This is a genomic window from Methylomonas montana (genome assembly GCF_030490285.1).
GTDB lineage: Bacteria > Pseudomonadota > Gammaproteobacteria > Methylococcales > Methylomonadaceae > Methylomonas > Methylomonas montana.
Map to the genome: position 1 here is coordinate 2,271,056 of NZ_CP129884.1, position 20,232 is coordinate 2,291,287.

The window sequence follows — 20,232 nt, forward strand, 5'->3', positions numbered from 1 at the left end:
TGGGAATGCCGCCCCGGACGCTCCAGCGTCACGACTACCATACGTCAATCTCGATCAAGCCACCCTGTCCCGCATAGTTCGATGCACTGGAGTAGCGCCAATGCTCTGGCAAATTCACATAACCTCGCTTGACCGGATTGGCATGAATATAATCCAACTTCTCCTGCATCATCGCTTCGCTGAGAATCAGCTCCGCATGCACACCCTCCTGCCAGAACTGAAACTCCCGGTCATGCTTGTGAGCGCATTTGGCAAACCGCAATCTCTGCAATAAATGTTCGGCTTGTTTTGCCTGCAAATGATCGATGACCCGCCGAGCGGTAAACGCTTTGAAACTGGCAACACATTTATCCAGCGCGGTACTTTGCGCGATGAAATGCAGGTGGTTTTCCAAAATCACGTAACCGTAAAGCTTCAAACCGACCTGTTGCTGTTGATATTGCCAGCAGTCGAGCAGGATTTGCACGGTATCCGGCCGGGTAAACACCGGCAGCCATTCCACGACCGGCAGGTCATGAAATGCGCTTGCCGAGATTCAGTGATGGTGTAACGGCTTCGGCCCATTGGCTAGTTGTTTGTTCAGGACGCTGGAGCGTCCGGGGCTGCATTCCCACGCGGAGCGTGGGAATCATGTTAGACGTAAAGTATGATTAATTGCATGGCCCGATTATTTTTCCAACGAAAAGATTGGGCCCGTCAAATATTGTGTAGCCGCTGATTGCTTTTGTGTAAAACGCTACCTTTTTTGCTATATCAACCGACCAAGTCTCGACAACGCTCCTATTTGGTTCAGAGTGGACACACACGACTGAGGTAGATGATGCTTCTTTGCAAGACAAGTCACTAGGAATGACGGCCGTTGATGAGCCTGATATCTGAACCATAAAGCTTTGTCCAGACATTCCGTCTTTGCTAATTGCGTAGCCCTCATCCGCTTTTGCAGAGACGCCGCTGAAATCTCCAACCTTCCAGCATCCAGCGTGCGACGTGTTGGAAACCATGATAGCCAGCATAAATAGCGCAACTCTGTGCATGAGATTCCTCTAATTGGTTAAAATGACTATGAAGTGTCCGTATATCATCGCCGATTGCAGTATGCCTAGCAATAAACGCAGTCTGATGGTTTTCCGCCTGAACTTTAAGCTACCAGTAAGCTCCGCACTTTGCAGTAATCCATCTTCCCATTCGCCAATCGCGGTAACTCTTCCAAAACCAGATAACGACTCGGCTGCATATAAGCCGGTAATTGTCGGCTCAGTACATTGCGAATCTCCGCGATAGTCAATTCCGATTCCAAAACCACTGCCAACGCCGGGCGTTGGCCGGCAGTAGGATCATCTATGCCGATCACCGCGCAGCCGTTGATACCGTGGATGGCGTTGACGACAGCCTCAATTTCAGCTGGCTCGACGCGGTAGCCGGAGCATTTCAGCATGCGTCCCAGGCGGCCGTGAAAGCGATATTCGCCTTGTTCCTGGCTGGCGCGGTCGCCGCTGACATACCAGCCGTCAGCGTTCATAAAAGACTGCACGCGGCCATCGCGCCAGTAGCCGCTAGCCAGTGTCGGTCCACGTACCCATAACTCGCCGGTTTCGGTGTCGATATGCAGTTCGCAGCCAGCGGCTGGCTGGCCGATGGGGATAGTTTGCGCCGCGACCAAGCGGTCGCGCGCCACCGGCCAATAACAGCAGACATTGGTTTCGGTGGGGCCGAAGAAATTGTACAAGGCGGTCTGCGGCAAACTGACGGCCAGATCAATCAGGGCAGGGGTGGGAAATACTTCGCCGGCGAAGATGAGAAAGCGCAACGCGGCGAGCGGGGTTTGCGCCAGGTTGCCTTTATAGGTCAGGAAGGCCAATAGCGAGGGTACGGTGTACCAGCCGCTGATGGCTTGCTCGCTCAGCCAGGTGCTCAAGCGGGCGGGGGCCATAGTCAATCCGGCCGGAAGGAAATACAGGCTGGCGCCGGCGCCCAACACGGCGTATAGATCGAAGGTAGAAAGGTCGAAGAAGAATGGTGCGCTGCTGGCGATGCGGTCGGCAGGCGTTAAAGTCAGTAAGTCGGCGGCCCATGAGGCGAATGCCGATACCGCTCTATGGCTGAGCGCCACGCCGCGCGGCTGACCGGTGGAGCCGGAGGTGTACAAAATCGCGGCCAGCGATTCGGCGGGAATTTCAACTGGCTCCGGAACGCCTTCGTTACAGCTGGCGATGTCCAGCCACAAATTTTCATCCAGCCAAGCCGGCGCAGAACCCGCTCCCACTACCGCGCCAACCTGAGCGTCACTGACGATAAAGCTCAGTCTCGGCGCCGGATTTTTCAGGTCGAGCGGCACGTAGCACGCCCCGGCCAGCAGCACGCCGAACAGCGCGATGGCCGCGTCTATGCCGCGATCCAGATGAATCGCTACCGGCTGGCCGGGTGGGATGCCCTTGGCTTGCAACGCGGCGGCGATGGTTTGCGCCTGTTGCAGCAAGTGCCGATAACTGATTTGCCGGTCTTGCTCTTGCAGGGCCAGGGCGTCGGGTTGGTGTCGGCATTGGCGTAGAACGGGGGCTAGCAACATGAGTTAAGGGATATTCTAAAAATTATTACTTATAGCTCCCACGCTCCGGCGTGAGAGCTCCAGCGTCCCGAACCGCTGGAGCGGTTCCGGTTGCATTCCCACGCTGGAGCGCGGGAACGATACGTCACTCAGCTCTCCCCGGTTTCCAACAACTCCGCGTTCATCCCCGCTATCACCGCATCCAGCCAAGCTTCGTCAACCGCCGGCGATAAGTAGCTATAGGATAAGACCAGCTTGCCGTCGAGCTGGCTAGCCAATAGCGCTAATCCCGGCGGTAAGGTCATCCAGCACATCAGGGACAGATTGGTCACCGGAACGCCGAGAAAGCCTTTTTTGCCCCACGACAAGTCGCCGATGTCGGAAAACCACAGCGAACTCAATTCGCCGCCGCTGTGTTGTTTGCGCAAAATTTTGGCGTAGCGGGCCGGAGACAGCCATTGACCAAGCCACATCAGCGGCAGGTAGGCCAGATCCAGTTCATCCCTTACTACTTGTTTATGCTGACTCAAAAGATGCGCAAACAAGCCTTTTCTGTCTCGAACCTGATCGCGGGTGGCGCGGGCAAACAGGCAGCCGATATGATTACCAAACACCGGCGTCGGCGCGTTCTGGCGACGCAGGTTGAAGGCGTAAGGAATGCAATAACCGTCTTTAGCAGCCGGCGGCCCTACCAGCTCCATCGCTCGCATGAAGCAGCCCAGGTAATACAGCGTGCGCCCGGTCAGACCGGTGTATTGTTGCGCCAGTTTGGCGATGCGCTGCGACTGATCCGTATCGAAACGCTGCACTTTTAGACGCAGCACTTGCGGGCCTTGTTCAACCTGGGTTGGCAGGCAACTATCCAGACTATTGGCTGCGGTGTTGTGGCGTTTGGCCTTGAAGAACAACTGGAGTTTTTTCCAGAATCCCCATTGCGCTAATTTGGCTTCGATCAACGATGGCGATTCCTTGAAGCTTTCCGGCCGCTCGGACGACAGGAAATCCAGCAATATCTTGCCGCCACGCGCATCCAGCAAGGGATGCAGCCAGATCAGCAGCAAAGTGCCGCCGTCTGCCCCGGCTATCCAGTGCACCGTCAGCGGCCGGGATTCGGGGCGATTGAAAATATCCAACAGTAGGCGTTGGGTTTCATCCGTCTCATCCGCACCGGGCTGGCATTGATGCTGCTCCAGCGGGATAGTCCGGCCAGTCGCTACCCAGGCATAACGTTTGCCGCGAGTTTCGATGATGGCGGAGGCTTGCGGAAAGCGTTCCACCAGCAGATCTAAACGTTGTTGCAGGGCTTGCAAATCGGGTGCGGCGGCCAATTGCAACGCAAATCCGCAATAGCCGCCCGGCATGCCGGCGTCGCGGATTTCCTGATCGAGTACGAAGGTAAAATAGTCGGCAGGGTTGAAGAGCTTGTCGGCAAGGTTTGTCATCAGGCTTGGCCGCTGCGGCGTATCCATCTGTCTAGTGAGTTCAGGCTGCCGACGTTATCCGGTTCGATTTCGGTGTCCGGCAGTGCCACGCCAAACTCTTTCTCGGCGAACATGATCAGCCGCATGATGCCCATGCTGTCCAGCCCCGCGTCCAACAGGTTATCGTCATCGCCGAAAGAGGCCGAATCTTCATGATAAATAAGTTCGGCAAAGATGAAATTCTTGAGTTTTTCCTTCATGGCATCGAAATGGTTTGTGAGTGAGGTGAAAATTATACTCAGATCGCCAGCAAACGATCGGTTTCCGGCGTCAGCCAGCGTCCGAAGAAAAAGCCTGTAACGCAAAACCCCAGCGCGGAACCTGACGGCAGTAGTCGCTATAGAACACGCCAAAACGGCTGGCAAGGCCGGGTTCTTCGTGAAATACCACGGCGGTATGGAAAAGCAGTGCAATCGAGCCGGCATAAACTAACAGGGCCGGATCGGCAAACAGCAAACACTCGGCCAACAACAGTATCAAAACGCCTTGAAACATCGGGTTGCGGGTCCGGCGATACAGCCCGGTGACGACCAGTTTCTGCGGCGGATCGATCGGAGCAGGGGTGCCTAGTCCCTCAATGGCAAAATCCCAGGCGCAACGCAGATAAAAGGCCGAGCCGAGGATGATACAGAAGCCCGCGGGCAGCGCCCAGGTCAGGTTGGCCGGCTGCAAGTTACCGACTGGATCGGAAAGTAGCCAGTGCGGAATGTAAATTAGCACCGTGCCGGGCACGAGTAGGGTGAATAGCAGGATCTTGAAGGCCAGGAAAGGACGCACGTATCTGTCTGTCGGAATTGGAATGTTGGCTGGTTTGGGTTTGCGGCAATTTTGGCATTCCCGGCGACTCAATCCAAGTGATTTTGAACCTCTCCGGGAATTTGTGTAGAATTCGGCGTTTGTTAATGGAACATAAACCGCCATGTCAGATGACTTGATTAGCCAATTGAAAACCATGCTTATCGAGGGCTTGCTCCTGGAAGACATCGTACCGGATGATCTTTCTGCGGATGCCGCTTTGTTCGGCGGCGGACTGGGATTGGATTCTATCGACGCGCTGGAAATAGGCGTGATGCTCGATCGCCAATACGGTATCAAGATCACGTCCGGCGACGAACGCAATAATCAGATTTTTCTCTCTCTCCGTTCCCTCGCAGAATTCGTCGCCGCCAATCGCACCCGTTAAATATGGGTTATGTCATCAAGCCGATCGTCATTGCCTGTATTCTTGTCGCCTATCCATTCCTCAGTGCTTATCTAGCCGGCCTGGGCTTTGCCAGCTTTGAACTGTTGGTATTTGCGGCGCTAACGCTATGGCGCGGCATTACGGCGACGATGTTGGTCGCGCGACTGGGCAGTTTCTTATTGGCGGCCGTGTTGTTGGCGGGGGCATATTTTGCCAATGCCTATTTCATCTGGCTGGTCCCCTCGTTTGCCTATTTGTGGCTGACGGTCTTGTTCGGGCATACCTTATGGTCGCCGCCCTCTTTTTGCGAACGCCTGGTGCGCTTGCAATTTCCGGACTTAGTACCTGGCATTGCCGAATACTGTCGGGAGCTGACCTGGGTCTGGACCTTGTTTTTCGCCGTCAACATGGTGATCTGCGCCTTGCTGCCGGTTATCGCCGGGCAAACCGCTTGGGCACTCTATACCGGGGTGCTGATTTATGGGCTGATGGCTTTACTGGGAACCGGCGAATGGTTTTACCGGCATCGGCGTTTTCCCGATCTGGAGATTCCGCCGGCGTTGGAGACTTTCAAATGCATCGCTATGAACGGTCATAAGGTATTCAAGGGATGAGTTTTAAACGCAGCCTGTTTTTGCTCCTGGCCTTATTGCCCGTTGCTGGATTGGCCGATGAAGCCGTGCTGACCGAATTGTTGGCCCGCATCCGCCAAACTGACCAGTCATTTTTTCGCTACGAGGAAACCCGCATACTGGAGCTGGCCTCGTCGCCATGGCATGGTCAAGGTTACATGCTATCCGGTCCGGACGGCAGCATAGTCAAATTGCAACTGCAACCCGCGCGGGTGATCATGGCTATCGCCGAACAGCGCATGTACTACTGGGATCCGCAACAAAACCAACGCCACAGCGCGGCTTTAGGCTCGGCTGGTCCCGCGGGCGAGCAGATCACGGTATTCCGTTCCATCCTGCAGGGCCGCACCGAAGAATTGCAAACAAGCTATGACCTTGTCGCCGAAAAGCAAGGCAAGCGATGGACCTTGCGGATGACGCCTAAACCGGAACTCAGCAACGATGAGATTCCGGCTATCGAAATCTCCGGTGACGAAGAGGACAAACAGCGGCGCATCCTGATCCGTCAAGCGGACGGTGAATCTACCGAGTACCGGATGCAGAAAGCCTCTGCAGCCCAGCAACAGGAATATTCCTTCCAGCATTTGCTGCTGGAAGCGATCGGAGAATAAGGCGTGTCTTTCGTCTGGAGAAAGCGCTGGTTCATACTGCTGTTTCCGCTATTGTTGGCGGTGACTGTCTGGCAACTTCGGGTCGAGACAGACCTGAACGCTTTTTTTACCGCTACCGACGACGAAGATTCCAGGCTGTTGTCCGGCTTGTTGAAATCCGGCGAACTATCGCGGCGCTATATGTTAGTGGTCGAAAAGGCGGAACCGGCGAACTCGGCTAGCGAAACCAGCCCTACGGAATCCCCGCTTTCCTTAGCCGTATTCAGCGCTCGACTGCTTAGTCAGTTTGCCAAGCTGGAAGACGTGGAACAGGTGTGGCCGGCCGACCAGCCGCCCCGCGACTGGATCGATGCCGTAGCGTCTTACGCGCCTTACCAGGCCCGCATATTCAGCCTGAATCCCGAACAGGACGGGCAGGAATTATTCGATCCTGCCAAGTTGGCAGCTAAGGCAGAAGGACTCAAACAGGCTCTGCTTTCACCCCAGGGCAGTTTCGTCAAAGCCATCGCCAAGCAGGATCCTTTGTTATTGTCACTGAACGGCTTCAAGGATTTACAGGGCCAATTCCAGCAACAAGCCAAGCTCGGTGACGGCGGTGCCCTGATCTTGCAAAGCCGGCCGGCTGCGTTGGATTCCGAAGCACATACCCGGCTGCAAGCGGCGATCCGGGCCAGCTTCGACAGCTTGAACTCAGAAACCGGCGGCGCCTTTCGGCTCTCCATGGCCGGGGTACCGGTGTTCAGCGTGGCGGCCCAAAGCGAGATCAGCCAGGACGTGACTCTGGTTTCGGTGGTGTCCAGCCTCGCCGTGGCCTTGGTGTTTATCTTCCTGTTTCATTCTTTTTCTGCCTTGCACTGGGTGATGATGGTGCAGGGCGCTTCCTTTGTGATCGGCACCTTGGCGACAGCATTGGTGTTCCAGGATGTCCACAGTTTGACACTGGCTCTCGGCGCCAGCTTGATTGGCATCTCTTCCGATTATCCCATTCATGTGATGGTACATTGCGCCAAACACCGCAATACGCCGCTTTCAGCGGTCCGGTTGCTGTGGCCGAGTCTGTTAATGGGCGGCTTGACCACCGTCATCGGCTATGGCGCTTTGGGCTTTACCGGGTTTCCAGGCTTCGAGCAAATCGCCGTGTTTGCCGTAGCCAGCATTGCCGGGTCCTTGGGCCTGACCCGCTGGGTGTTGCCGGCCTTGCTGACTCATTCCTCGTTGCACGCTGCGCATTTGCCGGGCATCGGCGCCTGGGTGGATTTCTGCGGCCGTCACCGGAAATTGTTGCTGGGTCTGTTCGGCGTCGGCGTGATATTTGCCGGACTATCCCTACCGCAAATCCGCTGGATGGACGATATGCAAAATCTGGCGATGGACATGGATTTGTTGAAACGGCAGGATGCGACGGTGCGTTCTCATTTTTCCAGTATCGAGCCGGGCCGCTTTGTGTTGATACAAGCGGACGACTGGGAAACCGCGCTCCAACGTTCCGAAGCGGCCGAGCGGCGCTTGAAGGCGCTGAAGCAGGCCGGTGTCGTCAGCGAATACCACGGCCTGTTTCCTTGGCTGGTGTCCGAACAACTGCAAACCGAAAACGCCAAAGTTTACCAACGAGGTCTAACTCCGGAGTTTCAGCAAGCCTGGAAAGCTGGATTATCCAAGGCTGGCCTGTCCGTCGAGAAACTGGGTACGCTGTTTCCTGCGTCGGCTGAACCATTGCAACCCGCTGCGGTAATGGATTCGCCGGTACGGCATATCCTGTCCGGACAAATGCTGGCCGGGCAAAATGGCGTGATGTTGTCGCTGTGGCTGGGCGAGCACGATCCCGATCAACTGATCGAAGGCCTGGCCGGTTTGGAAGGCACTCGTTACTTCAGTCAAAAGGATCAATTGGATCATTTGGCAGGAAAATATCGGGACCGATCTTTAGTGATGCTGGGCATCGGTATCGGCGTGATGGCGCTGTTTATCTGGCTGCAGCAACGCGATCTGCGTAAGGTATTTTTGACCCTGTTGCCTTCCGTGGCGTCTGTTCTGTTCATTTTCGCCACCTGGGCGTTGATGGGCGAGGAAGTCAGTTTCCTGCATGTGATTGGCCTGTTGTTGTCGGTATCGCTATGCGTGGATTACGGGATATTCTTTATCGACAATCGCGGCCGCGATGCCGATGTCACCTACCACGCCATCGCCTCATCGACCCTGACGACGATTGCTTCCTTTGGAGCGCTTGGGCTAGGCAAGACGCCAACCTTGCCGATTCTGGCGCTGTCGGTGAGCTTGGGTGTTACCTTGGGTTTTCTACTCTGTCCTTTACTGATCCAAAAGCCAACTAATTAATGACGATCCCGCAGATACCGCCAGTTTCCGTCACGGCCTACCAGTGCGTCAGCGCTGCCGGCGACGATGTGGAAGCCTTATACTCGAGTTTGATCGACAATCGCAGCTGTCTGAAACTGCTACAACTGTTCGATATTCCTTTCGAAACGGTGGTGGGCGAGGTGACGTCACCTTTGCCGGAAATTCGTCCCAGCCTGAAAGCCTATGATTGCCGCAATGCCAGGCTGGCGCTTAAAGCGCTGAGCCAGGGCGGTTTTCGCGCCGAGGTGGAACGGGCAATCGCAAGGTATGGCGCGGCACGAGTGGGCTTGATATTGGGCACCAGCACTTCGGGTATTTACGACTCCGAGAATGCTTATGCCCGTTTGCGGCAAGATGGCGTGATGCCCGGCGATTTTCATTTCCTGCAAGTCCAGACGGCCCAGGCCACCGCGGAGTTTTTGCGGCTGGAACTGGGTTTGCATGGGCCTTGCTATGCGATTTCCACGGCCTGTTCTTCCAGCGCGAAAGCCTTGGCGGCAGCGCAACGGTTGATTGCGACAGACTGTTGCGACGCGGTGTTGGTGGCCGGGGTGGACAGTTTATGCCGCTTGACGCTACGCGGTTTCAACAGTTTGCAATTAATTTCGCCACAAGCCTGCCGGCCGATGGATGCCGAGCGCCAAGGCATCAACATCGGCGAGGGGGCGGCTTTGCTGCTGCTGGAAAAGCAAAGCTCGGACAATGCCGGCCGGCCTCGACTGTTGGCAGTGGGGGAGTCCTCCGATGCCCATCACATGAGCGCGCCTCATCCCGACGGGGTCGGCGCGGCAACCGCCATGGCCCAAGCCTTGCGCCTGGCGGGGCGGCAAGTAGGCGAGGTCGATTACATCAACCTGCACGCCACCGCCAGCACGCTTAACGATCTATCTGAGGCCAGAGCGGTGGTCAGCCTGTTTCCGAATCCACCGCCCTGCAGCGGCGTGAAAGGTTTGCTTGGCCACACCTTGGGTGCGGCCGGCGCGGTGGAAACTGTGGTCAGTCTGCTGGCTTTGGAACGGGGTTTTTTACCTGGTACTTGCGGGTTGAAGCGGCCGGACCCGGAATGTCTGTTTCCGGTCGTCGCCGCGCCGAACCTGGAATTTAGCCCTCGACTGATATTGAGCAATGCCTTTGGTTTTGGCGGCAATAACGCCAGTGTTTTGCTGGAGGCCGCGTGATGGAATGCATGAGTCTGCTCGGCTTTGGCGCCTGTGCGCCGGACGCTGAATTTCGGGCCAGTCTGCCGTTTCCGGCCTTTGATATTAATCGCCAGACGATTCCGCCGCTGTTGCGCCGCCGTAGTAGCCAGGCGATGCAATTGGCGTTCAGCGCGGCGGCAGCGGCCTGCGAGCATGCCCAACGCTCGCCGGCGACGCTGCCTTCGATATTCGCCAGCGTGGCCGGCGAAATCAAGACCACCGACCTGCTTTGCACCGAGTTGGTCAAGCCGGAAGGAGTGATGTCCCCCAGCGCTTTTCACAATTCCGTGCAAAATACCGCGGCCGCTTATTGGAGTATTGCCCAGCTATGTACCCAGCCTGCCAGCGCGTTAGCGGCAGGATCAGACACCTTTGCGATGGCCTTGTTGGAAGTCTGGTGCCAATTGGCTTGCCAAGGCGGCGAGCTGCTGCTGGTTTGCTACGATGAACCCTGGCCGGAATATCTCGATCCGGGCTGCGGCGAGTCGGCTTTTGGCTGTGCCTTGGTGTTGGCAGCCGGAATGGTGGAGGGCAGTATCATGCAACTCGGCAGACCTCAAACAGGAGCGCCGACTTTACCACCCGCCTGGGCGGCGTTGATTGCGAAAATGCCGATCTTGGCGGCCATGCCCTTGCTTGAACGGGCCGCGAGAGCAGAAAATCACCCGCAAGTCGTGTCGGTTTCGCCGGCGTGGCAGGTTGAAGTCAGCGGTTGATAGCGGTTTTTGACCTCCTGAACTTTGCTATGCTTGCGCAAAAGACAGATTTTCGAGCGATTTTTTATTAAACAGATCAGATGATGCCCGACAATAAACAAAATGTTTTTGACTACGACGTCGTCGTAGTCGGTGGCGGCCCGGCCGGTTCGACGGCGGCGACTTTGCTGGCACAATATGGCCACAAGATTTTGCTGTTGGAGAGCGACCGACATCCGCGCTTCCACATTGGCGAATCCATGCTGCCTTTTAGCGAGCCGGTCATTCAGCGCTTGGGGATAGATTGGAGCGCCGGCAACCTGGCTAAGAGCGGGGCGGTTTTCATCGACGAAACCACCGAACAGCGCATGTATTTCCCGCTAAGCGTACACCGTAAAACCTACCAGATCGAACGCGGCCCCTTCGACCAGCTGTTGTTTGAAAACGCCGCCAAACACGGTGTCGAAACCCATCAGGAAGAAAAAGTATTGGATGTCTCCTGTCAGCCACAAGGGGTGGACATCGTTTCCGATAAGGGCCAATACCGCTGTCGCTATTTGATTGATGCCACGGGCCGCAGCGCGTTGACGGGCAGGAAAGGCAAGGCCATCCAGCGCATCGAAAATTTGGGCAAGTTTGCGGTGTATAGCCACTTTCAGAATATTCAGCCGGGCGAAGAGGCCGATGATCTGTTCCGTTCCGGCAATATTTATGTGCCGGTCGTGGACATCGGCTGGATCTGGGTCATTCCACTGTCCGGACGGCGCTTGAGCGTTGGGCTGGTGGTCCAAAAAGATCGCCCCAGAGACTGTGACGCAGAAGCATTGTTGCGCCGTTATCTGGCGGCTTCACCTATTTTGAACCGATTGCTGGCGGGGGCAGAGCAATCTGCACCCGTTCGGGTTGAAGCGGATTTCAGCTACACCAACCAAAGCCGCTACGGCTCTCGCTACGCTTGTTGCGGCGACGCCGCCGGTTTCCTTGATCCGGTGTTTTCCTCCGGCGTATTTCTGGCTTTCACCAGTGCCGCTCGCGTCGCTGACCGCGTTCACCAAGGGCTGGCGGAAGGGCGTGAAGCCGATCCTGAGCTACACGCCGAGGACGATCAGAATTACTTGTTGGGTTTCAACACCATGCGGCTGTTCGTGGAACGCTTTTACCAATCCAACATCGTCCATAACTTGTTTTTCGAGGCCGACCGCGATCCCGATTTGAAAGCCCAGATTGCGCAGCTCTTGGCGGGCGATTTATGGGTCGACAACAACACCTTGCAACAAAGTCTGCTGGCTGGGCGCCGAAACGTAAGTTAATTTTTTTCGCCGGTTGACTGTCACTGATTGATATAACCGGATCTCTGCAAACGGTTAGCCGATTTTATCCATCGTTTGCGCCAGACGGCAAATGGCCTCATCAATCTGGTTTGCCTGAATCATGCCGTAACCCAGAGCAAAGCCGTTACGCGCAGGTTTTTGCGTAGCGTAGCTATCCAAAGGCTGCAAGCGAATGCCTTCGGCGGCCGCTGTTAGCGCCAATTTTCTTGCCTGCAGCGACTCTGCCAGTTCCACCGTTAGGTGTAAACCCACATCGGCGCCAATCACGCTCAGCCTGTCGCCGCAATGTCGATCCAACGACTGCTTCAGTATAGAGCGGCGCTCGGCATAGATTTTGTGCATCTTGCGAATGTGGCGCAGCAGATGGCCTTCCTCGATGAATGCGGCCAGCATATCCTGCGCGATCACCGCGCAATGCCAATCGGTGTAGGCCTTTGCCGCAACCAATGCGCGCCTGGCCCAGAGCGGCGTAACCACGTAACCGAGCCGGATTGAAGGAAACAGGCTTTTGGAAAAGGTGCCGACATAAAATACCGATCCGTGACGATCCAGCGTCTGTAGTGCATCGATTGGCCGGTCGTTGAAGCGAAATTCGCCATCGTAATCGTCCTCAATCACCACCGCACCACGGCTCTGAGCAAAATCCAACAGAGCTGCCCGGCGCCTTGCCGATAGCGTGACGCCAAGCGGGCACTGGTGCGAAGGCGTGACGTAGATCACCCGCGCATCCTCCGGCAGACGCTCGACCACCAGTCCCTCATGATCGACCGGAATGGGCGCGATTTTGGCGCGAGCAGCGGCAAATGCCGCTCGCAGTGGCGGATAACCGGGCTCTTCTACGGCGACGACTGTTTTGTCCGGAGTGACCAATATCCGTGCCAGTAAATCGAAAGCCTGCTGGGCACCGGCCGTCACCACCACATTCTCCACCCGGCAGGAAACCGCTCTGGCATAAGAAATATGCTTGGTGATCGCCACCCGCAACGCTTCCCGCCCTTCGGGTTCAGTATACGCGGCGGGCGTTTTCGTCAGTGGCCGTAAAATCCTGGTCGATAAACGTCGCCACAGGGAAAAGGGGAACAATGTCTTATCGGGAAGTCCCACCCGAAAGTCGTAACGGAACGCATCCCGCGACATCGGTCCCGGAAAAATCGGCGGCGGCTGCCGCCAGAATTCGTTCAGGCGCACATCCGGCAAACTAACGCGGTTCGGCGTCCTGCTCGGCATCGGCTGGGATGCGAGGTTGGCAACATAAGTCCCCACGTTGGGGTGAATCACCAAGTAACCTTCGCTCAATAAAAGATCATATGCAGCCACGACGGTATTGCGCGAGACGCCAAGTGCCGCGGCCAGCGCGCGGGTGGATGGCAGGCGCAGTCCCGGCTGCAGCCTGCCATCGTCAATTGCGGCCCTCAACTGGCGATGCACGGTGCGGAGCAAATCACCGGAACCTTGCGGCGGCAACGTAATTGCCAAATCGAAAAATGGTCTCATGATTTTTTTGATTGGTGGATCTTACCTGGCATCGCAAGCGGTCGTATTTTATCCGCACCTGACGAGAATCCAACATTAAGGAGAAGTATCTTGACCATGACCATAGAGCCTGCAAACGTAGCCCGCAAAGGCGTGCGCTTTGTTTCATCCTTCAACGGCTCATCTCGGCTAGCCACGCTTTACAGCACGGCGGCTATGGAAAATCGCTCGCCCGATGCCTACTTTTATTCTAACAGAAAAACTCGGCCGTCAAGGTCGTCATCGTGCCGGTGTCAGGCGGACTTCTGGCGGAAATCTTGCCGCAACTGGCAATCTCTGGGCTGAGTCAGGATAGAAACGCCGCTGCCTGCGCAGCATTCTCGGCCAATACGTTTCAGAACAGTATCGTGGTCGGACTGGACGACGCCACGCTGACGGGCGGGCCGCCGGTGATGCTCTGGGCGGCGGATGGGAGACGCTGTAGTTGTAACAGATGACGCGTCAGCGAAAGTGGTCCCATGCAATTCACGAATGGTGGCTCTTTAACGGTATGGGTAACGGACGTATTCTGCTGCCCATACCCATCGCGGTTACAAAATCACTATCTGCAATAAGGGGGCAGTCATGAATACCGGCAATGCATTGACACATTTGACCAGAGATCCGATTGAAAGGAGATTCAACATGTTCGAATTGCAAATATCCAGTACCGATCCTTATCCGCGCAAACGTATCGCCGTACTCGATACCGAGATCAGCTATATCGACGTTGGCGAGGGCGATCCCATCGTTTTTTTGCATGGTAACCCGACGTCTTCCTACTTGTGGCGCAACATCATTCCGTTCCTCGTCGAGCAGGGCCGCTGCCTTGCTCCGGATTTGGTGGGGATGGGACAGTCCGGCGAGTCCCCAAACGCCGCCTATCGCTTCACGGATCATGCGCGCTATCTTGACGCCTGGTTCGATACGTTGGATTTGACCGAAAACGTGATATTGGTCTTGCACGATTGGGGATCAGCCTTAGGCTTCTACCGGGCTTATCGGCATCCGCAGCAGATTCGGGCCATCGCTTACATGGAAGCCCTGGTGCAACCCAGGCGCTGGGAAGATTTTCCTGATGGTCGAGACGCTCTGTTCCGCGCCTTGCGTTCGGAGCAGGGCGAGCAAATGGTATTGACAGACAATTTTTTCGTGGAAACCGTTTTGCCGAAGAGCGTACTTCGTAAGCTATCTGACGGGGAAATGGATGCCTATCGGACGCCGTTCAAATCGCACGCGGCGCGATGGCCGACACTGATTTGGCCGCGAGAAATACCTATCGATGGCGAACCGGCGGATGTCGTCAGGATTGTTGAGCAATATGGGCATTGGTTGTCCTCCAGCCAGATTCCAAAATTGCTGGTCTCGGCCGAACCGGGTGCACTGCTCACCGGTCGCGCACTCGAATTTTGCCGGACCTGGCCGAACCAACAGGAGGTGTCGGTCAAGGGCATTCATTATATTCAGGAAGATTCGCACGTCGAAATCGGCACTGCGTTGCGGGCGTTTGTCCGGCAACTCGCTAACAGTCAATGTAATCGATCAACACTTGAAATAACTAATCTTGCCCGTTAAACAAGTTATCTCAATTGCATCCGTACTTTTTTCAGCACAAAAACCCGGCGCTTGCGCACCTGTCAGGACGACGGTGTGCCAGTGGGTGTAATTACGCACGATTAAACTGATAAATTTAGGTTCTCCTCAAACAAACCGCACCTCAACCATTTCATTGAGCCGCTTGCGCCTCAACTCCCAATCCTTTATCACTGCCGATAGCAGTTTATAAAACGCCAGACTATGATTGCGCTCTTTCACATGGCAAAGCTCATGCGTAATCACGTAATCAATACAATCCTTCGGGGCGGCAATCAGCTCCGGGTTAAGGATGATATTGCCTTGCGCGGTGCAGCTTCCCCACCTGTTCGGCATAAAACGAAGCTGGAAGCCTTGATGATGCAGAATTTCTAACTTGGCAACTTGCCTGACACAAAGCGCATAGCTCTCCGAAAAAACCGTCTTTGCCCGCGAGCGATACCACGCCTGTAAAAGCATTCTGACTTTTTCAGTGCTATTCGGTGTCGCTGTTTCTACAATCAGTCGACCATGCACCAGTTTGACATGATCCACCAACCCCTGATTGACCAGTAACCGGTATTGCCGTCCCAAATAACGATGCGTTTCTCCGGACACATAGCGCCTTTGGGGCAGGGCAGGGGGATAGGCCTCGAATTGTAATTTTTGCTTAAAAATCCACGCTGCTTTTTTCTTTACCTTTTCGGCAATCGCTTCGCGGCTGGCCGTCATCGGTGCATCGACAATCACTTGTCCATCTGGGTACACATGAATAGCCAAGGTCTTGCGGTCAGAAGCATTCACGCGATAGATGATTTCCGTCTGCCCGAATAAAACAGACTGTTTGGGTTTTTCCGCCACCGCCAAAACACCGCGCCTCATGCTAGCCATTCCGTCGTTCCGCAATAGCCAGCACTTGATAGGTGATCCGCTCGATCAGCTCTATATCCATGGGCAATTCATAACGGCCTTTCAGACTGTAAAGGTAATCCTCGATCTCATTCATCATCAGGTTTTTTACATCCTGATTTCTTGTCCAGTCGCGGATTTTATGCCCGCTGATAATCTCGTCCAGCTTCACGGCGGTTTCTGCCGCAAAGACTTCCGGCGTGGTGTAGCCCGCCACGGAATAAACCGCCAAGGGCTCCTGAATCACGCCATAAAAAGCTTTGGCTTCGTCTCGATGCGCCAAAATATCCGGCAGGTCTGAACTGGTTTTGCCGCGCAAATCATCAAGGGTTATGCCGTTTACAAATGTACTTTAAATCTAGTTACAAGTTTACTTAAATGAACGCCAACGCAAAAAGTGTTCCTATTGATAGTATTCAATTTAACATAATATACATTATGCGAAGTCCGGGGAGTCGCTATTTTTGCCGAAAGATTTTTTCGAGCATCCCAGCAGGAAAAAATCGGCAAAAATATTGCGTCCGGCAAAGCATGAGCCGTAAGGACAATTGGCGGGATAACGCCTTGTCGGAAAGCTTCTTTCATCTCCTGAAAACCGAATTGATACACCATCAGCCACCTTGTGGTTGATGTACTGGGAGCCGTTATCGGAATGGACGTTGCGACTCACAAACGGCAAGGCATCCATCATGTATGTAAACACGATCGCCATCCCAACTTCAAGCCCCCAGGTTCATCTCACACTGGGAATACAGCGCCTCGCTCAGGCTCATGTGTCATTGGACGAGGCTTCGACTAATACAACCCGGTGGCGTACGCTGAGCCATTAAATCCCCAGGTCAATTTTCAATCGGCGCCAACAATCATGGCGGTTTTGCGGTATGTATGCGACAGGACTATTTTCTCATGGCGATGAGTTTTTCGAGGTGCCCAAACTCAAAGACTTGGTAGCAGGATAAGCAATGAACTAATTGTGTAACATCCCCTTATTGATATGCTATATTGCAAATTAATGAGAACAATTATTAATTAGCTTATATGTCGACATATCTTAAAGCGCTTGCGACCGGCGATACAGGTCGGATAGTTGGTTTCGATCGGTCCGGCGGCGTTTATCGCAAAAAATTGTTGGCCATGGGATTAACGCCAGGCACGGAATTCACTATCACGCGTTTCGCGCCTATGGGCGATCCGGTTGAAATCAGGATCCGCGGATTTTCTTTGTCGCTGCGCAAAAACGAGGCGTCAGTCTTACTCATAGAAAAAGTATGAGTATGGACTTTTCCGTCGGCGTTGTCGGTAATCCTAATTGCGGAAAAACCACACTGTTCAATGCATTGACTGGCTCTAAGCAGCATGTCGGCAATTGGCCAGGCGTGACTGTCGAACAAAAAACCGGCGAATACACGCATCAAGGCAAACAAATAAGCCTCGTCGACTTGCCCGGCACTTATTCCTTGGAAGCTGATGACGACAGTATTTCGCTGGACGAAAAAGTAGCCCGCGATTATGTGGCGTCTCGCCAAGCTGATTTGATCATCAACATCGTCGATGCTTCCAACATAGAACGAAATCTTTATCTGACCTCGCAACTGATCGAAATGCGGGTGCCGATGATACTGGTCTTGAACATGATGGACGCGGTTAAAAAACGCGGCATCAAAATCGACCTCGAACTGCTCGCTAAAGAAATGGCTTGCCCGGTAGTGTCGGTTACCGCTGCGACCGGTGCCGGCATCAGGGAATTGCGCGACGTCATTAATAAAGCTTGCGTCAGCAAGCCAATTCCAGGCTTACAAGTTAATTACGATCCGGCCATTGAAACTGCCGTCAGCCAATTACAGCCCAAATTAACCCAGCAATCTGTCGATTTAGTTTGCGATAGTCGTTGGCTTGCACTGCGTTTACTCGAAAACGATACCTTGGCCAAACAGCTTGCCGGTCCTGAACTGCAAAAAGCTGCGGAACAATTGCGTGCAGACATCGAAGTTCAAACCCAAGACGAAATCGATATCCTAGCCGCCGACGCCCGCTATGGCTTGGTTAACCAATTGGTAAAAGCCAGCGTCTGCAAACTCAACGAGGTTTCCCGCAATACCACGGACAAAATCGACAGTATCGTCCTAAATCGCTTCCTGGGCATTCCCATCTTTTTGTTGGTGATGTACGCGATGTTCATGTTTACCATCAATATCGGCAGCGCTTTCGTCGATTTTTTCGACAAAGCGGTCGGAGCATTGCTGGTGGATGGCTTAAGCGAGTTACTGACCGCCTTGAATTTGCCGGACTGGCTAGTGGTATTAATCAGTAGCGGTATCGGCGGTGGCATTCAAGTTGTGTCTACCTTTATTCCCATCGTCGGCTTCTTATTCATATTTTTATCGATGCTGGAAGACTCCGGCTATATGTCCAGAGCTGCATTTGTAATGGACCGTTTCATGTGCATCATTGGCCTACCCGGCAAGTCGTTTGTGCCGATGATCGTCGGTTTTGGCTGCAATGTGCCAGCCATTATCGCTACCCGCACATTGGATAATCAGCGTGATAGGGTTTTAACTAATCTGATGAATCCGTTCATGTCCTGCGGCGCCCGTCTGCCGGTTTACGCCTTGTTTGCCGCCGCGTTTTTTCCGGTTGGCGGCCAGAATCTGGTGTTTGGTTTGTATTTATTCGGCATCGTGGTAGCGGTATTGACCGGATTAATCATGCGTCACACCTTGTTGCGCGGCTCCCCCACGCCTTTTTTGATGGAACTGCCCGCTTACCATTTGCCCACTTTGCAAGGCGTGTACACCAAAACCTGGGAACGCTTAAAAACCTTCATCTTCAACGCCGGCAAAGTCATCGTGCCGATGGTGTTGGTGTTGAATGTATTGAACTCTTTGGGTACCGACGGCAGTTTCGGCCAGGAAAATAGCGATAAATCGGTGTTGAGCGAAATTGGTCGCACCCTAACCCCGGTCTTCCAGCCCATGGGCATCGCTCATGACAACTGGCCGGCCACCGTTGGTATTTTTACCGGCGTGCTGGCCAAGGAAGCGGTAGTCGGTACGCTGGATGCGTTGTACAGCCAAATGGCTGTTTCCGATCACGCATTGGAAAAGAAAAATTTCAATTTACAACAGGCGTTGCTTGAAGCCTGTCAAACAGTGCCCGACAATCTGCTGGCAATTGCCGACAAACTGCTCGATCCATTAGGATTGGGCATAGCCAATATCTCCGATCAGGCTGCAGCAGCGGAACAACAGCAAGTCAAACTTGATACATTCGGCGTAATGCAAGCGCATTTTGATGGCCAAATCGGCGCCTTTGCTTATTTATTGTTTATTTTGCTGTACGCGCCCTGCGTAGCCGCCACTGCGGCGATATACAAAGAAACCAACGGCAGCTGGGCTTTATTCGTGGTGTGCTGGACCACCTTTGTCGCTTACTTGACGGCCACCCTCTTCTACCAAGGCATGACCTATGCCCAGCACCCAAATTCGGCTATCGGCTGGATATTGGCGCTAACCCTTATCTTTGCTGGCATATTGTTCTTGTTACGTTTTTACGGGGTACGCCAAGCTGCTGCGAATGGAGTCATGCAATGATATTGTCCGACTTACGCAGCTATTTGCAGGAAAAACGCCGGGTAACCTTGAGCGATTTAGTAGCCCATTTTCATATGGATGCCGATGCCTTGCGAGGGATGCTGGGCAAATGGATCAACAAAGGTAAAGTACGTTTAAATCCGGTCGCTTCGTCCTGCGGCACTAGCTGTTGCAAGTGCGACCCGACCTTGACCGAGATTTACGAGTGGGTCGATTAGCATAGCGAGGCGTATTCACCTCGCTAGACTGAAATGTTATTTATCTTCTGCCAACCAGCCTTGCAGCGCTTCGATCAACTCTTGCGCCTGTTTTTCGCTGGAAATATTGAATTTCGATTTTTGCTGATATTCGCCGTTGCGTTTTTGATAACGGCGGATACTAAATCTATCCTGGCTGTATTGATTCTTGGCCGGCTCCCAATCCTGATAACGGTAAATGACCGTCGCCCAAGCGCCCTTACTCAGGATCTTTTTGTCCAGTTCCTTGACAGTTTCAACGCCGCCGTCTTCGTAACTAATGGTTAAATCTTCAACGTTTTCAGCCATGTATTTCTCAATGATGTTAGCAACGGCGCGCAGTCTACCATACAAGCGATCCGGTAAAAATGTCTATCGGGG

The 20,232-nt window shown here is 54.2% G+C and carries 21 protein-coding genes and 1 pseudogene; 11 read left to right on the forward strand and 11 right to left on the reverse strand.

Annotated features, from left to right (window positions below; translation table 11 throughout):
* Positions 1 to 34: 34 nt before the first annotated feature.
* The 5 genes and pseudogenes from QZJ86_RS10580 to QZJ86_RS10600 form a co-directional block, all read right to left on the reverse strand.
* A pseudogene (locus tag QZJ86_RS10580) lies at positions 35 to 564 on the reverse strand (REP-associated tyrosine transposase).
* A gap of 574 nt (positions 565 to 1,138) precedes the next feature.
* Positions 1,139 to 2,566, reverse strand: a complete 1,428-nt coding sequence (locus QZJ86_RS10585) for an amino acid adenylation domain-containing protein (RefSeq protein WP_301938806.1) — start codon at positions 2,564 to 2,566, stop codon at positions 1,139 to 1,141.
* Between the two features lie 128 nt (positions 2,567 to 2,694).
* Entirely contained in the window at positions 2,695 to 3,987 is a 1,293-nt protein-coding gene (locus tag QZJ86_RS10590; RefSeq protein ID WP_301938808.1) for a hypothetical protein, read from the reverse strand.
* Positions 3,987 to 4,226: an acyl carrier protein gene (locus tag QZJ86_RS10595; protein WP_301938810.1), complete on the reverse strand. Its 240-nt coding sequence runs from the start codon at positions 4,224 to 4,226 to the stop codon at positions 3,987 to 3,989. Before QZJ86_RS10595 ends, QZJ86_RS10590 begins: the two co-directional genes overlap by 1 nt.
* Positions 4,227 to 4,296: 70 nt before the next feature.
* A complete protein-coding gene (locus QZJ86_RS10600) occupies positions 4,297 to 4,947 on the reverse strand; it encodes a methyltransferase family protein (RefSeq protein WP_301938812.1) in 651 nt (216 codons plus the stop codon).
* Between QZJ86_RS10600 and QZJ86_RS10605 the strand changes: the two genes are divergently transcribed.
* The 7 genes from QZJ86_RS10605 to QZJ86_RS10635 all read left to right on the forward strand — a co-directional run bounded on the left by QZJ86_RS10605 (position 4,946) and on the right by QZJ86_RS10635 (position 12,011).
* Positions 4,946 to 5,209 carry a phosphopantetheine-binding protein gene (locus QZJ86_RS10605; RefSeq protein ID WP_301938813.1) on the forward strand — a complete coding sequence of 88 codons (264 nt, stop codon included), beginning with the start codon at positions 4,946 to 4,948 and terminating at the stop codon, positions 5,207 to 5,209. The two genes, QZJ86_RS10600 and QZJ86_RS10605, sit on opposite strands and share 2 nt — an antisense overlap.
* Before the next feature lie 2 nt (positions 5,210 to 5,211).
* Positions 5,212 to 5,823, forward strand: coding sequence for a COG4648 family protein (locus tag QZJ86_RS10610; RefSeq protein WP_301938814.1), 612 nt, complete (start codon positions 5,212 to 5,214; stop codon positions 5,821 to 5,823).
* Positions 5,820 to 6,452: a LolA family protein gene (locus QZJ86_RS10615; protein WP_301938815.1), complete on the forward strand. Its 633-nt coding sequence runs from the start codon at positions 5,820 to 5,822 to the stop codon at positions 6,450 to 6,452. Before QZJ86_RS10610 ends, QZJ86_RS10615 begins: the two co-directional genes overlap by 4 nt.
* A 3-nt stretch (positions 6,453 to 6,455) precedes the next feature.
* A complete protein-coding gene (locus QZJ86_RS10620) occupies positions 6,456 to 8,786 on the forward strand; it encodes an MMPL family transporter (protein WP_301938817.1) in 2,331 nt (776 codons plus the stop codon).
* The gene (locus tag QZJ86_RS10625; RefSeq protein WP_301938819.1) at positions 8,786 to 9,985 is read left to right on the forward strand and encodes a beta-ketoacyl-ACP synthase; all 1,200 of its coding nucleotides are present in this window, start codon (positions 8,786 to 8,788) and stop codon (positions 9,983 to 9,985) included. Before QZJ86_RS10620 ends, QZJ86_RS10625 begins: the two co-directional genes overlap by 1 nt.
* A complete protein-coding gene (locus tag QZJ86_RS10630; RefSeq protein WP_301938960.1) occupies positions 9,985 to 10,722 on the forward strand; it encodes a beta-ketoacyl synthase chain length factor in 738 nt (245 codons plus the stop codon). The genes QZJ86_RS10625 and QZJ86_RS10630 overlap by 1 nt, the downstream gene beginning before the upstream one ends.
* A gap of 80 nt (positions 10,723 to 10,802) precedes the next feature.
* Entirely contained in the window at positions 10,803 to 12,011 is a 1,209-nt protein-coding gene (locus tag QZJ86_RS10635; protein ID WP_301938820.1) for an NAD(P)/FAD-dependent oxidoreductase, read from the forward strand.
* A 54-nt stretch (positions 12,012 to 12,065) separates the two neighbouring features.
* Here the strand turns inward: QZJ86_RS10635 and pdxR are convergent, their stop codons facing one another.
* A complete protein-coding gene (gene pdxR, locus QZJ86_RS10640; protein ID WP_301938822.1) occupies positions 12,066 to 13,526 on the reverse strand; it encodes a MocR-like pyridoxine biosynthesis transcription factor PdxR in 1,461 nt (486 codons plus the stop codon).
* A 373-nt stretch (positions 13,527 to 13,899) separates the two neighbouring features.
* Positions 13,900 to 14,025 (reverse strand): hypothetical protein, encoded by a 126-nt coding sequence (locus tag QZJ86_RS10645; RefSeq protein ID WP_301938824.1) that lies wholly within the window; start codon positions 14,023 to 14,025, stop codon positions 13,900 to 13,902.
* A gap of 164 nt (positions 14,026 to 14,189) precedes the next feature.
* Between QZJ86_RS10645 and QZJ86_RS10650 the strand changes: the two genes are divergently transcribed.
* A complete protein-coding gene (locus QZJ86_RS10650; protein ID WP_301938825.1) occupies positions 14,190 to 15,119 on the forward strand; it encodes a haloalkane dehalogenase in 930 nt (309 codons plus the stop codon).
* A 126-nt stretch (positions 15,120 to 15,245) separates the two neighbouring features.
* On the opposite strand, the gene QZJ86_RS10655 is transcribed toward QZJ86_RS10650, so the two are convergent.
* The 3 genes from QZJ86_RS10655 to QZJ86_RS10665 all read right to left on the reverse strand — a co-directional run bounded on the left by QZJ86_RS10655 (position 15,246) and on the right by QZJ86_RS10665 (position 16,737).
* Positions 15,246 to 16,007 (reverse strand): M48 family metallopeptidase, encoded by a 762-nt coding sequence (locus QZJ86_RS10655; RefSeq protein WP_301938827.1) that lies wholly within the window; start codon positions 16,005 to 16,007, stop codon positions 15,246 to 15,248.
* Positions 16,000 to 16,344 (reverse strand): hypothetical protein, encoded by a 345-nt coding sequence (locus QZJ86_RS10660; RefSeq protein ID WP_301938829.1) that lies wholly within the window; start codon positions 16,342 to 16,344, stop codon positions 16,000 to 16,002. The genes QZJ86_RS10655 and QZJ86_RS10660 overlap by 8 nt, the downstream gene beginning before the upstream one ends.
* Positions 16,345 to 16,461: 117 nt before the next feature.
* Positions 16,462 to 16,737, reverse strand: a complete 276-nt coding sequence (locus tag QZJ86_RS10665) for a hypothetical protein (protein ID WP_301939086.1) — start codon at positions 16,735 to 16,737, stop codon at positions 16,462 to 16,464.
* A 326-nt stretch (positions 16,738 to 17,063) separates the two neighbouring features.
* Between QZJ86_RS10665 and QZJ86_RS10670 the strand changes: the two genes are divergently transcribed.
* The 3 genes from QZJ86_RS10670 to QZJ86_RS10680 are packed head-to-tail and all read left to right on the forward strand — an operon-like array spanning position 17,064 to position 19,833.
* Positions 17,064 to 17,297: a FeoA family protein gene (locus tag QZJ86_RS10670; RefSeq protein ID WP_301938832.1), complete on the forward strand. Its 234-nt coding sequence runs from the start codon at positions 17,064 to 17,066 to the stop codon at positions 17,295 to 17,297.
* Entirely contained in the window at positions 17,294 to 19,615 is a 2,322-nt protein-coding gene (gene feoB, locus QZJ86_RS10675; protein WP_301938833.1) for a Fe(2+) transporter permease subunit FeoB, read from the forward strand. Before QZJ86_RS10670 ends, feoB begins: the two co-directional genes overlap by 4 nt.
* Complete coding sequence (locus QZJ86_RS10680) at positions 19,612 to 19,833, forward strand: FeoC-like transcriptional regulator (protein WP_301938834.1); 222 nt, start codon at positions 19,612 to 19,614, stop codon at positions 19,831 to 19,833. Before feoB ends, QZJ86_RS10680 begins: the two co-directional genes overlap by 4 nt.
* Positions 19,834 to 19,869: 36 nt before the next feature.
* Here the strand turns inward: QZJ86_RS10680 and QZJ86_RS10685 are convergent, their stop codons facing one another.
* Positions 19,870 to 20,160, reverse strand: coding sequence for a hypothetical protein (locus tag QZJ86_RS10685; protein ID WP_301938835.1), 291 nt, complete (start codon positions 20,158 to 20,160; stop codon positions 19,870 to 19,872).
* Positions 20,161 to 20,232: the final 72 nt, after the last annotated feature.